Raw genomic sequence first — 13,654 nt, 5'->3', positions numbered from 1 at the left:
CAATGAACTTTGTCTTATATTCTAAGTGTATTTTCATAATGTTATGATTGAATATCTATTTCTAATTAAAAGTATTAATGAAAAATCTTAAAAATTTACAAATTCTTTACTTTTATCTAATATGCACTCAATATTCAATATCTATAATAGAACTAATCTAAAAATACATTCTTTAAATGAAAAGGAGAGTTATTTATGTCTATTAGAGGGATAGGACACAGGGGATATCCGGCTAAGTATCCAGAAAATACAATGTCTTCCTTTCATGCCGCTATTGAACTAGGTTTTACTCATATAGAGTTGGACGTTCACTTAAGCAAAGATGGTATTCCCGTTGTCATGCATGATTATAAAATAGACCGAATGACAAATGGAAGCGGAGAAATTAAAAACTATAATTTGGATGAACTGAAACAGTTCAAAATACATGAAAAAGAAACTATTCCAACATTAGAAGAGGTACTTTACCTAGCAAAAAATAAAGTTACTGTTTCCATTGAAATGAAGAATACTAAACTATACGATTCATTAGAAGAGAATGTATTTCAAGTAATACAACAAATGGAGATGCTTGATCAAGTTTACGTTATTTCATTTAATCATCATTCCCTTATGAAACTAAGAAGTCTATCTAAAGATATTAAAATAGGCCCCCTCGTAAATAAAATGAAACGCTCTCATTTCAGGCTTATTAATAAGCTAAATGCCGAGTATCTAGCGGTAAAACATGATGGAATAAGAGATAAATATGTTAAAAGGTTTGATGAGCTAGGTGTTCAGGTAGTTGCTTGGACAGTAAATAGTATTGAGCAAATGCAACGTTTTAACAAATATCCATCTATACTTATTACAACTGATGAATTGGAAAGGTACAAAAACTTTAAAAGCAGTAATGATATAACCGAATTTAACAAAGCTATCGTTTAAAAATAGAAAGTAATCATCTTTATCTTTCACACAGTTGCAAGTTATTAAGACGCGGTCATTTATTAAAGAAATAACAAGATGACAGCGTTGTTCTTCTGCAACTAAATATTTTTTCTGAACAGACAAGAGAGATAGAGTTAGTGTATGCAGGAGGATTCCTATGATTTATAGCGCGATTATTATATGTTTTGTTGCAGCAGTAATTTTAACACCCCTGGTTAAAAGTATAGCAATTAAAATTGGAGCAACAGATAAACCGAATTACAGAAAAGTGCATGAAAAAATAATGCCGAGATTAGGTGGACTCGCTATCTATGTCAGTTTTTTAATTGGATTTTTAGTGTTTTTACCAAACACGATTCATTACTTGCCTATTATGATAGGTGCAACAATAATTGTGTTTGTTGGAATTTTAGATGATTTATTTCAAAAATCGGCTAAATTCAAATTTATTATGCAATTAGTAGCTGCTACCATACCAGTTATTGGAGGATTCAAGATAGACTTTATAACGATACCATTTGCTGATCGAATTGAATTTGGTTTTCTTGCCATACCAATAACAATTCTTTGGATTGTTGCTATTACAAATGCAATTAATTTAATTGATGGATTAGATGGACTAGCAGCCGGGATTGCAGCTATTGCTTTCTTAACAATATCCGGCTTAGCAGTTTCTATGGGGAATATACCAATTGCATTAATTTCTTTTATGATGCTTGGTAGTACACTTGGATTTCTTATATTTAATTTCTACCCAGCAAAAATATTTATGGGTGACACCGGGTCCTTATTTTTGGGGTATATGATTAGTGTCATTGCAGTTACTGGTTTATTTAAAAATGTAGCTTTATTTTCGCTTTTAGTGCCTATCATTATTTTAGCAATTCCAATTTTAGATACTTTATTTGCGATTATTCGTCGTATTATACACAAAAAACCAATATCTGCACCAGATAAATCACATTTACATCATTGTATTCTCAAATTGGGATATACGCATAAGCAAACCGTCATATTAATTTATGGAATGAGCTCGCTATTTAGCTTAGCCGGCATCATGCTAAATCGTTCAGAAATGTGGAGTTCAATTATTATTCTCTTTTTAATACTGATAATAGTAGAGTTATTAGTTGAATTGACAGGAATAATCAGTGAGAGCTATCGCCCTTTATTAAAATGGTTAAAGCTAGAAAGAGTTAAATCAAGATAGGAAATTAAACAAGTTAGTAATTATTACTAAGCTTAATGACATAGATATGGTGATAGTAATGAATAATTTAAAGAAAAAATCATTAGATGAGATACAAATAGCAAGGGCTTTTGCTATTTTTGCTGTTTTAATTGTCCACTCTTCTTCAAGCGGAGTAACAAATATAGAACCAGATTCCATACTTTTTCCAATATACAATTTTTTTAATATTGCTGGGAAGTTAGGTACTCCTACGTTTATCATGCTCAGTAGTTTTGTATTGTTTTACAATTATTTTCCGAGAGAGGTAAATAGGGGATTAATAAAACGCTTCTATGTAAAACGACTGAAGTTTATTATAATTCCTTATGTTATATTCTCACTACTTTACTTTGTTATTAAAATGTATGTTTATTATGATTATCCAAACATATCATATGCAATTAACCGATTTTTGCTTTTACTAGCTTTAGGAAAAGCACATACACATTTGTATTTTGTGTTTATCAGTGTGCAATTTTATTTGTTATTTCCGCTATTGCTAGTGGTTTTTAAGAAGTCCCTTTTTTTAAGGAAATACGCTATTATTATTGGTTTAATTGTCCAGTGGATATGGGTTTTGCTAAATGATGCTTATTTCCATATTCCATGGAAAGGCTCAGTATCTTTATCTTATCTGTCCTTCTACTTTATTGGTGCATATCTTGGAATTTATTATACAGACTTAAAAAATAAATTTAAACAGCCATTTTTTAAAGATCGAATCATTATTCCTTTAAGCATTGGGTACGGTGTCATATTAATACTTTATACAGGATATATGTACTTGGTAAGAACTAATGTATTTCCAGCTATATCAGAGAATCTACCTTATCTTGTGGCAAGTTATTTAGGGGAATTCACTTGGGCAACTTATGCGCTATTTGCAGGTTTATTATTATTTTATTTAGCGCATATTACAAATAAAACCTTTAGTCCAAAAACAAAACTGTTTTTTATGGAAATTGGTGCAACTTCCTTTGGGATTTATTTAATCCACCCATTATTTTTAATGATTTTTAGACAATTTGTAAGTAGTGGATCACCAATCGTATATCATAGCTGGCAAGTAATTACATTTTTCCTTGTTACTTTTTTAAGCTGGTTTGTAGTACGACTTATTTTCCGAATAACTTCTTACTATTGGTTCATTTTTGGGAAGATGGAACAACCTCATCTGCTCTTTAAAAAAATTAAGAAGGAGGATGATGATCGTGTGCTTAGAAAGTATTCCTAAAACACTCATTATAGTACCTGCCTATAATGAACAAGATACTATTGGAAAGACTTTATCTAGCTTAGTGGAGCTAAAAGAGGAAATACGAAATTTAGAGATATGTGTTGTGAATGATGGCTCAACAGACCGGACAAAGGATATTGTGAGTACATTTGATGTAGTTCAACTAGATCTTTCACAGAATTTAGGAATTGGTGGGGCAGTCCAGACTGGTTACAAATATGCCTATAACCAAGGATTTGACATAGCAGTACAGTTTGATGCAGATGGACAGCATAAAACGAGTGATTTATTTGATTTAATCACACCAATTATAAATGATGAGGAAGATATGGTTATTGGTTCAAGATTTTTGCACAGAACAGATTATAAAGGAAGTAAACTAAGAAGAATAGGGATTTATTACTTTTATGTAATTTTAAAGTTATTAACTAAAAAAAGCTATACTGACCCAACTTCGGGATATCGCGCTATAAACCGTCATGTTATTGAATTGTTTGCTAATGATTATCCGAAAGATTATCCAGAGCCTGAGGTGCTGATGCATTTAAGCAGAAAAAAGATGCGAATAAAAGAAGTTACAGCCAATATGCAGGGACGACAAGGTGGTGAGTCTTCAATTACACCTTGGAAAAGCATTTATTATATGGGAAAAGTAACGTTGTCCATATTAATGCAATCAATTGTTAAGGAGTAATGAATTGATGGATATTACCATATTTAGCTTCATTATCGTATGTATTTTTTTTGTAATAGTGATTGAAGCGGTGAGGAGAGGTATTTTTGAAACGAAAGACTCCCTTATTTGGATTTTTACATGTATTGTTTTAGGGGTATTAAGTCTGTCTCCGGGTTTATTAAACTTTCTAGCAAAGTTCTTAGGCATTGTCTATGCACCTAGTTTACTTTTCTTATTTGGCTTACTATGTACGATAATTATGATTTTTGATCTAACGAAACGAATATCCAAATTAAATAACAAAGTCATTCTATTAACCCAGGAGCTTTCTTTATTAAAGCAGGACTACCAAAAACATTTAAATAAAACAAGTAAACAGAGGAAAGAAAACGCATGAATTACATATTGTTAGTTATCAATATATTATTATTAGTAAGCGGGCAGATGCTTTGGAAAGCGGGCATGGTTCAAATAGGGGCAATTAATCTGGATAGTATTTTACAAGTTGTGAAGTCTCCTTATATTATTGGAGGTGGCATTATCTATGTGTTTGCAACAGGCTTATGGCTCTATATTCTTTCAAGGATGCCATTTAGTATTGCATATCCTTTTCAGAGCTTAGCGTATGTGATCGGAGTAGTAATTGGGTATTTTATTTTTAAAGAAATCGTTACCCCTACGCAATGGACGGGAGCGGTAATTATTGTGATTGGAGTATATTTAATTGCGAGGTAATCTATGGAGCATTTAACTATTTTACAAAAATTATTTAAACGGGCACCTATATACTTACTTGGGATTATTTTGATATTTAGCCTAATTTTACATATTGTTTTTTTTATTAAACATCCTGGTGAAAATTTCATTAAACCAAGCGATCAGAAAATTCAAGCACAACTAGATGATGGAGAAATTAGCGAACGTATTGCAATGCTAAAAGAACATACTTGGAAGTATGGAAGTAGAGATGCTTATTTGTATACACAAATGGCTAATCAGATTATTGAAGATGGTATTTATGGTTACAATACAGATAAAGAAAGTAATGCATTTGTTACACCTGGTCACCCTATGATATTAGTGTTACTTTTTCAGTTAGCCAATTTATTTAACATAGAGCAAATGACAATGGTAAAAATCTTCAACATGTTGTTAAACATAGCAACCATTGCACTTATTTATTTAATTGGAACAAAAATTTTTAAAAACAAGTGGATAGGTCTTGTTGCTTCTGGATTTTATGCGACTTACTTCACTCCACTTCATTATTTTAGAACTGCATTAACCGAGATACCTGGTATATTCTTTTTTTGCTTAGCGATTTATTTATTTTTACTAGCATTGGAGTCTAACAAGAAACTCATTCATTTTTTCTTTGCTGTTGTCTTTTGTTATGGAGTGATGATTCGGCCTGTAATTGCCCCATTGGTTTTAATTGCATTTGTTGTTTTGTTCATAAAATATCGTCAGCATTTAAAAATGTGGCTTTTAATAACTAGTATTTGGGCAATTGGGGCTGCTATCGTCATTGCTCCATGGGTAATTAGAAACTTTATTATGTTTAATGAATTCATTCTATTATCTACGCATTCAGGTAATAGTTGGTTTGCTGGAAGTAATCCATTTAATATATATGATTTTTCCGACTATTGGAAAGAACAGCGGGAATTGGGAATGGAGAGTAAGGAGTATGCCATTATGAAAATAAAAGAGGGATTTGAAAATAATTTTGGTCTTTGGTTTTCTTGGTTTACAATTGGTAAAACCTATGAACTATTTAAAATCCCAGATGCCATTTATTATTATAACTCGTATAGCTTTGCTGGACTTATAAAGACAATGCATCATTATTTAGTAAATCTTGCGTTTATTACAGCGATTATATCACTGTTTTCACGTAAAAAAGAGGCAATTGCAGTAACAGCAGTCTTAATCATGTATATCGGATTATCCAATTTGTTTTTAACTATTCCTCGTTACGGTTTTTTTATTATACCCATTATGTGTGTATTAAATGGGTATGCTATTATAACAATAGTGACAAAGGTAGTACATATAATCAGAAATCAAAAAAACAAGTTATATACAAATGCGAACAAAGCTTAATAGCTTTGTTCGCATTTTATTTGTTTATGAAATGTGCTAAGAGCTAGTTCTGGTGTTTGTTGGGCTAAGTGCTGATATATTGTCATTTTTTCTTTTAATTCTTCCCTAATAAACTCCTCGTTTACAAGGGATGTACAAACTAATTGATATAAACGCTCATGATCCCAATCACTTTTTTCGACATGACCAGCTAGCGGTTGATTAACAAGTGAAGCAAAAGCATCTATTTTGGGGTCATATGAGATAGCTATGAATGGTGTATAATTGATTGCTGAAAATATGAGCGAATGGAGACGCATACCAATAAGCAGTTTAGATTCTCCTATAAGAGCTATCTTCGATTGTAGGGAATCATCAACTGGTGAAATATAGCTTTGCTCATTCATTAGGCTTGCTGTTTCTTTTGATTTACGTTCATCCTGTTCACCATGCATGGGAACAAAAACAACTGCATATCCATTTTGAACAACTCGATCTAAACATAATGCGATTTCTTTAGTAAATGGATGATCCGTAGACCAGTCTCTTACACTTATTGTTACGAACTTTTGGTTGAAAGTCTGAGTTATAGTCCATTGATGGGTATAGGAACTGGCATCTAATCCTACTACTGGATCTGGAACAATGGAAATTTCTTGTTTGATGCCAATTTCACTCAGCAGTTGCCGGGAAGCTTTATCTCGTACCGTAATTTGTTCAACTTGATTTAAAGCGTGCTTAACAATCCATTTATTTAAAGCCGATTTGATCGGCCCCATTCCCTGGGCGTAAACAAAAACGGGTTTACGAAAGAATTTAGCCATCTTTATAATCCCTGCGTAATAAGGAATAGTAAGCATACCAGTTTTGTCTTGTAACAAGCTTCCACCACCACTTATTAAACCATCCGTATTCTTTAGTGCTTCAATAACTTGCCAAAATTTTCTCCGATGTACGGCATTAACATGATACGTTTTTTTTGTCTTCTCAGGGTTATTGGATAATACATTAATTTCGACCTGAGGATCAATCATTCGTAGTTGCTCAATAATAGCAAATAGTATGGCTTCATCACCTACATTGTCAAAACCATAATAGCCAGACAGTACAATACGCATTATCGCCACCCCTTTATCATGTATTTAGTGACAATCGGTGCGCATTTTTTATATAAGAAAATAAGCAAAAGACCAATAAGATATCCAAAGGCTATACTATAAACCGTTCGTAATAATGATATGTGTAACGGAATATGAAGATGGGTAAATGTATTCATCACGGATAAAAATCCAATGGTTCCAGGAATAAGCAATAGTTTTCCTATTAATCGATTACTACCAATGACATAAATTGCTAATAGGAAAAATGGAAAGCCAATTAGAAACTCTTTTGTTCTAGGCCGTACATATAGCAAATCTTCTAGTGCGCTGCGTAAAATTAACTCTATACCACTTACAGTTGCATTATTACCAGTACGTGTAATATAGTAAATACCAATTGCACTAATGATAAGGAAAATAATTAGATGCCAGTATTTTACCGGAACATTTAATAATTTTAAAGCTTCTCTCCAGAGTAAAAAAACGGCGACGAATATGATTGGAATTACATAAACGAGCTTGACTCCTCTAAATACTTCAAACCCAGTGATAAATGGATTTCCATTTAACAAGCCAATAACAATCATTATTCCAATAAAAGTTATTCCGAGCGCTTTAAAATATTGGACTGTGATATCCCTAATGTTATTATTTGTGCTTCGCATTGTAGATAACATCGCACAGATTGGCGCTAAAATAGCTATCATTAATGCAAAACCTTGTAATAAAAAGAGTTTTTGGGTTAATAAGTAAGCCAGCGCTAAAATTGACATAAAGATAGTTGAAATAAAGATCCATTTGTTATTCTTCAACAAAGTAGAGCCTAATCCAGTAAATAGAATGCCTGCAGCAAATAAAAGTATCTGCAACCAAGTAGGAGTTTTTATTTCAGAGAACGGTGTCGGTGTTCCTTGCGTATAATCACTTGCTAATTTATCATGGACGCTTTCCACAAATGCAGTTGCATTTTTTAAACTATCTTCAGGTTTACCCGTTTGTAAGTGAAAGAAGATTGACCGTATATTACGTTCTTTCACAGCTCTTACTGCTTGATCAACATTTTCGGGCAAACTCTTATTGTCTAAATGTAGACTGTGCAATCTGATGATATTGTAATCTGTATTACGAGCAACTGTCTGTAAACCTTTTTGGAGGTTAAATTCTATAAAATAAAACTGGAAGCCATTTTTTGTAAGTGAATTTGTCCAATTCTCTACCTTTGTCATGTTAGGGTAGCCAATAAGTTCCTGACCTGAAAATAGTATTTTATTTGACCCTGACTTCTTCATTTCAATGAGCTGACTAACTGTACTTTGATTGAATGGTTGATCTTCGTTGCCGATTCGAAAGATATAGTCCAAGCCATTTGCTTTTACTTGTTCAATGGTTTCTTTATTAAAAGCAAAGTTTGTTGATAATAAACCTGGCTTTTTTTTAATGAAGTAAAATGTCTGATCGCCAATTGTAGTGGTTGATGGTTGCAGGTTTTGCTCAATTAGCTGTTTGTAATTTGCTTCTTCTGGTTGAGTAATGTAATACCCTTCTTCAGCTGTGTTAATTTTCGAAGCGTTTTTGCTGAATAGTAGAGCCTTCCTTAGCTCTTGTTCACTATAGATAGAAATAAGTTTATGTTCTTCCATCCATTTTAATGATATTTGGTTTATACTAACAGTATTCAATCCGGCTTTTTTTAAAGTGGCCAGTATATCGTCTGTATTTAAATTTTCCGTTTCGGTAGCAAGTTGTTCAATTTCATGATAAGGAACAACAATTTCGTATGTATTGTTATTTGTTTCCTTTTCCCATCGGTCCATAATCCCAGGAATGGTAATTGCTACTAAAATTAGCAAGGCAACCCAAAACCATCTCAGTTTAATCATTTATTGGCTCTTCCTTTCTGTTGTCTATATGGAGTATATTGTAATATTTCAAACACATTAATTACTTTCATTAAAAGTAATAGTGCAATATATATCCCTACTCCAACTACAATAGCTATAGTTAGATAAACTAATGCTTGGATTCTTGTCCAGTCAGCAACGGATATAAATAACGTTGGTGCTCCAATAACCACTGCCATAAATAGAGAAGCAAGATTAATTTTTACAATCATTTTTTTCATGAGCCTAAATGGTTGGTGTTTATAAATATACCAAGTGTTAATGATAAATAAAATGATATATACCACTAATGTTGATACGGCTGCCCCAGCTAAACCAAGAAGTTGGATTAAATAAATATTTGTTGCAGCTTTAATAAAAACACCAATAACTACAATCATTGCAGCTTGTTTGGCTAAGTTCAATCCTTGTAGAATTCCAGTGCTTAAAATAGTTAATGAGGTAAATACAGAACTACATCCAATAATAGCCAGTATCCAATTTCCTTCTAAGTCAGTAAATAAAGCTAAGTTCATAGGTAAAGTTAGTGCCAGTAAGCCTGCAGCTGCTGGCCAAGAAAGAATATGTGTAACTCGATATGTTTTTTCTGTTATTGCTCGGACTTGGGTTGTATCTCCTTCTGATAGCTTGGATGTAATCAGAGGTATTAATGGTAAAACAACCGATGTTGAAAAAACAGTTGCCATTTGTACAACAGAAAGTCCACGTCCATAAATTCCGTAGAGATAATTAATATTTGTTTCTGAAGTTCCAATATTTCTTAAACCATATGGTATCGTAATGGAGTCGATAAAATTAATTAAAGCCATAGTAATTGTTCCTATAGCTATTGGTATAGATAGTTTTAAAATATGTTTACTCCGTGAAGTAAAGCTATGGAACGTGTATTTTCTAGATAGTGTTTGCTTGAATGAAGAACGAATATATTTTGCTTTTAAGTAGACAAGTGATATAAATGCGCCTACTACAGAGCCAATCATGACACCACCTGCCACAACTTCATCTGAAAATTTTTGCTGCACAAGGTAGTACGCAATAAGTAAGATTAACCCAACACGGACAAACTGTTCCATCACCTGAGAGATAGCTGTCGGTTTCATATCTTCAAATCCTTGGAAGTAACCTCTATAAACAGCCATATACGGTGCGATTAATAGAGTCGCAGCTACGATAATTAAAGCAAGTCTTGTGGACTGTCCCCCTAAAATTTCTGCAATAGTTGAGGAAAAACCGTAAATAACCAGAAAACTGCTAAGTCCAAAAAGAAAGGCAAGAATGCTTGCAGTTACGTATATTTCCTTTATTTGACTAAATTGGTTTTGGGCACGAGCATCTGCAATAAGCTTTGAAATGGCAATAGGAATACCTGCTACTGATAGCGTTAGCGCCACCATATATACAGGATATACCAGACTGAAGATTCCTAATACATGATCACCTGCTATATTTTGTAGTGGGATACGAAATATACTTCCTAATATCTTAGATAATAACGTAGCAGTGGTTAATAATAATGTACTTTTGACAAAGCTGGAGCTACTCATGGGTTTTTCCCTTTAGCTTCTGTTTCATTATAAGGATAGCAAATTCTGGTAACGCAAGCATTCTTTTCCATCTACTCGGCTGCTTTAATAATCGATAAAACCATTCTAAATTTAATTTTTGAAAAATAACTGGAGCCCGCTTAACTGTTCCAGCTATACCGTCAAACGAACCACCGACACCTATAAATACACCTTGGTTGAATTTAGACAGGTTGTTAGCTATCCAATTTTCTTGTCTCGGACACCCTAGTGCAACAAACGTAATATCAGGCTGTAGTTTTGCAATCGAATCTGCTACTTCGTTCGATTCCCAGTTGAAATATCCATCTTGTGCCCCGACGATTTTTATGTTGGGGTATTGTTGTTCAATTTTTTTCACAGTTTTTTGCAACGTATCATTTTGCGCACCGAGTAAGAATATACGATAATGTTTTTTATTTGCTATTTCTAATAAATGGATCATCGTGTCAAAACCAGTAACGCGTTCTGGCAAAGGTTGTTTTAACAATGAAGCTGCTTTTACAACCCCAATCCCATCAGCTACCACATATGTAGCACGTTGTACATGTTGCATAAATTGAGTGTCTTTTCTTGCTTTCATAACAACCTCGGGATTTGCTGTAATAACAAAAGTTTTCTCACCTCGCTGAATTCGCTGGTCTAATAAATCAACAAAAGATTGTTGGTTAGTATGAAGAAAGGGAATTCCCATTATTGTAACGTGCTTCATGTTTTTCTCAAAACTCCTTTAAATGGGGTAAAGCATTATTTGCCCTATTCGATGAGACTATCTTGCTTTTGAATGTATGCAAGGTTAATCCAACCATACCCATTTTTAAAATAAATTTTAATCCAGTTTCCTTTTATGATCAATTCTCCTGAGTTATTGATAGCTGCTCTTATATAATTATGTGCTTGTAGTTTACCAATAATTTCTCCATCTAAATTAGGCTCTGTTCTTACGTTTAAATTCGATTCCATACTTGTTACTTGAAAAAGGTTGTGAAAAGCAACGTAATCCTTGGAAATCCAACCTTTATCTTGTTTATCTGAAACAAAGTACCAGTTTGGATTTTCATCTAATATGTAAACATAGATGTCGCTTGCTAATTGTTTAATGATGTTATCAGAATTTTCAGTTGATGGCTCTTTTCTTAAACGAACCCCATCGCTAGTGGTTATCGCGAGTAGATCTTGCATATCATCTGATTTGTTTGGGATATATTGGTCATCAGAAGGTGGAGCAGTGAACTTATCCGAAACACGGATTCGGGCATTTTCTTTTTGTAAGTAATTTCCTGAAATCCAACCTATTATCTCATTCACTTTGATTTTATACCACCCGCCATTGTCACCAATAATAGTAACGGTTATATTTTTTCCTAAAGTCCTAATAATATTAAATGAGGTTGTTGGACCAGTTCTAAGATTTACACTTGCTGTTGTTTTGGCTGTTTTACCTTTATATTTAGGATCAACATGATAAGCTTTGTCACCAGTAGGTAAAGGTGAAGCGTTTGGTTGTTGTTTAAAGGTAGGAACATCAAATTTTAAGATATAGTAGTCTAATAAGCTGTAAATCTCATGAATTCTCTTTGTTTGCAAGACGGCCCATTGTACATGTGTAGCGTACTGGGGGTATCCTGGGCTATTAGGATTCCACCTCATTTTATATAGTGTATCTTGTCCGCTATTTATGTAATTATTAGCGATATCTCTAGCTCCACCTATAATCGCTGCAGCTGGAGTAAACCACCGTCGATTAAAAGCATATTTTGCTCCACCTTGAAGTGGGTTATTATCTACTGCTCCATATCCATACATGTTGTATACGATATGGCTAGCTTTATTTTTATGGACGATATCTCCATACTTATCTACTGGTACACCAGTTGCAAGTTTTGATGTTCCGTTTCCGGTTTCATGAAGTGCGTGAGCCATTAAATACACTTCGTTTACACCATATTTATTCCCTGCTTGAATAAAAGAATTTGCCTGACCAGATAAATTTCCTTTGAATTCAAACTTGCATTTTCTGATAGCTTAAGAAACTGTAAATAATCACTAGATTCTTTGGAAAAATTATTAGGATTTGCATAATACTCTACAAGTGATCGACTAGCAATATATTTACCAGCACCATCCACTTTTGGAGTTTTTGTTACTTGTATGTCTATCATATCTTTAAATGAGTAGTTATAGTTAGTGTGGCTAACGTTTATTTTAGGTTCATCGATTAGCTTTAACATTCTATTTAACATAGCAGACATTTCTCCGCGTGTCGTTCTATCTAATGGGGCAAAATATAATCCCTGACTATTTTTTTTACCGCCAATTATTTTTAAGTCGACCATTTCTTGTACAGCACCATAAAACATCGGGTTTATTTTGTTCTTATCATAGAATGGAAGAGGAGCTTTTTCCGCTTGTACGCCTTTTAAATCTAATGCCCGTTTCATCATAGCAGCTATTTCTTGGCGAGAAATATGCTTGTTCGGTCTAAAAACATTATTTGGGTAACCGCCAATAATTTTATTGCTAGTAGCGGTGGTAATTGCAGAATAATACCAAGCGTTTTCTTTCACATCAGAAAACGACTGATTGGTTGAACTAGGAGATAAATTTAACGCTCGCACTAAAAATACAGTAAATTCAGCTCGAGTAATGGGACGATCTGGTCGATATGTTCCATCTGTATATCCATTCATTATTCCTCTTTCAATAAGTGATAGCATACTTTTTTCAAAATAGTGTCCGTGAATATCTGATTGAGCATAAGCAGATTGAGGTAGTACAAGTACGAATACAATAAATACTAAGAATAAATGACGAAATATTTTTTTCATGTGTTGTTAAAGCTCCTTTATAAATGAGCAATCAGTTAGTTAAACTAGAAGTCTAAATGCTGTAACAACACAATACTAGTATATTTTAACTTGAATTTCAGTAG

At 33.2% G+C, this 13,654-nt stretch carries 13 protein-coding genes; 7 read left to right on the top strand and 6 right to left on the bottom strand.

Annotated features, from left to right (window positions below):
* Positions 1-195: 195 nt before the first annotated feature.
* The 7 genes from KBP50_RS19540 (at position 196) to KBP50_RS19510 (ending at position 6,180) form a co-directional block, all read left to right on the top strand.
* Positions 196-927, top strand: a complete 732-nt coding sequence (locus KBP50_RS19540; RefSeq protein ID WP_050351017.1) for a glycerophosphodiester phosphodiesterase — start codon at positions 196-198, stop codon at positions 925-927.
* A gap of 160 nt (positions 928-1,087) precedes the next feature.
* Positions 1,088-2,140, top strand: a complete 1,053-nt coding sequence (locus KBP50_RS19535) for a glycosyltransferase family 4 protein (RefSeq protein WP_050351018.1) — start codon at positions 1,088-1,090, stop codon at positions 2,138-2,140.
* Between the two features lie 58 nt (positions 2,141-2,198).
* Positions 2,199-3,395 carry an acyltransferase gene (locus KBP50_RS19530; protein WP_050351019.1) on the top strand — a complete coding sequence of 399 codons (1,197 nt, stop codon included), beginning with the start codon at positions 2,199-2,201 and terminating at the stop codon, positions 3,393-3,395.
* Positions 3,373-4,092, top strand: coding sequence for a glycosyltransferase family 2 protein (locus KBP50_RS19525; protein ID WP_280528725.1), 720 nt, complete (start codon positions 3,373-3,375; stop codon positions 4,090-4,092). The genes KBP50_RS19530 and KBP50_RS19525 overlap by 23 nt, the downstream gene beginning before the upstream one ends.
* Before the next feature lie 7 nt (positions 4,093-4,099).
* Positions 4,100-4,471 carry a DUF2304 domain-containing protein gene (locus KBP50_RS19520; protein WP_050351021.1) on the top strand — a complete coding sequence of 124 codons (372 nt, stop codon included), beginning with the start codon at positions 4,100-4,102 and terminating at the stop codon, positions 4,469-4,471.
* Complete coding sequence (locus tag KBP50_RS19515) at positions 4,468-4,809, top strand: EamA family transporter (RefSeq protein ID WP_050351022.1); 342 nt, start codon at positions 4,468-4,470, stop codon at positions 4,807-4,809. Before KBP50_RS19520 ends, KBP50_RS19515 begins: the two co-directional genes overlap by 4 nt.
* 3 nt (positions 4,810-4,812) lie before the next feature.
* Positions 4,813-6,180 carry an ArnT family glycosyltransferase gene (locus KBP50_RS19510; protein ID WP_050351023.1) on the top strand — a complete coding sequence of 456 codons (1,368 nt, stop codon included), beginning with the start codon at positions 4,813-4,815 and terminating at the stop codon, positions 6,178-6,180.
* Here the strand turns inward: KBP50_RS19510 and csaB are convergent.
* The 6 genes from csaB to KBP50_RS19480 are packed head-to-tail and all read right to left on the bottom strand — an operon-like array spanning position 6,177 to position 13,550.
* The gene (gene csaB, locus KBP50_RS19505) at positions 6,177-7,277 is read right to left on the bottom strand and encodes a polysaccharide pyruvyl transferase CsaB (protein WP_050351024.1); all 1,101 of its coding nucleotides are present in this window, start codon (positions 7,275-7,277) and stop codon (positions 6,177-6,179) included. The two genes, KBP50_RS19510 and csaB, sit on opposite strands and share 4 nt — an antisense overlap.
* Positions 7,277-9,139 (bottom strand): DUF5693 family protein, encoded by a 1,863-nt coding sequence (locus KBP50_RS19500; RefSeq protein ID WP_050351025.1) that lies wholly within the window; start codon positions 9,137-9,139, stop codon positions 7,277-7,279. The genes csaB and KBP50_RS19500 overlap by 1 nt, the downstream gene beginning before the upstream one ends.
* The gene (locus KBP50_RS19495; protein ID WP_050351026.1) at positions 9,136-10,704 is read right to left on the bottom strand and encodes a putative polysaccharide biosynthesis protein; all 1,569 of its coding nucleotides are present in this window, start codon (positions 10,702-10,704) and stop codon (positions 9,136-9,138) included. The genes KBP50_RS19500 and KBP50_RS19495 overlap by 4 nt, the downstream gene beginning before the upstream one ends.
* On the bottom strand, positions 10,697-11,434 hold the full coding sequence (locus KBP50_RS19490) for a WecB/TagA/CpsF family glycosyltransferase (protein ID WP_050351027.1): 738 nt from the start codon (positions 11,432-11,434) through the stop codon (positions 10,697-10,699). Before KBP50_RS19490 ends, KBP50_RS19495 begins: the two co-directional genes overlap by 8 nt.
* A 44-nt stretch (positions 11,435-11,478) precedes the next feature.
* On the bottom strand, positions 11,479-12,645 hold the full coding sequence (locus KBP50_RS19485; protein WP_175609411.1) for an SH3 domain-containing protein: 1,167 nt from the start codon (positions 12,643-12,645) through the stop codon (positions 11,479-11,481).
* Positions 12,646-12,659: 14 nt separating this feature from the next.
* Entirely contained in the window at positions 12,660-13,550 is an 891-nt protein-coding gene (locus tag KBP50_RS19480; RefSeq protein ID WP_050351029.1) for an S-layer homology domain-containing protein, read from the bottom strand.
* Positions 13,551-13,654 lie beyond the last annotated feature (104 nt).

The sequence above is a fragment of the Virgibacillus pantothenticus genome (assembly GCF_018075365.1).
In the GTDB taxonomy this organism is placed as follows: Bacteria; Bacillota; Bacilli; order Bacillales; family Amphibacillaceae; genus Virgibacillus; species Virgibacillus pantothenticus.
The sequence above is the reverse complement of the archived record's forward strand: the minus strand, read 5'-3'. Positions and strand labels throughout refer to the sequence as shown.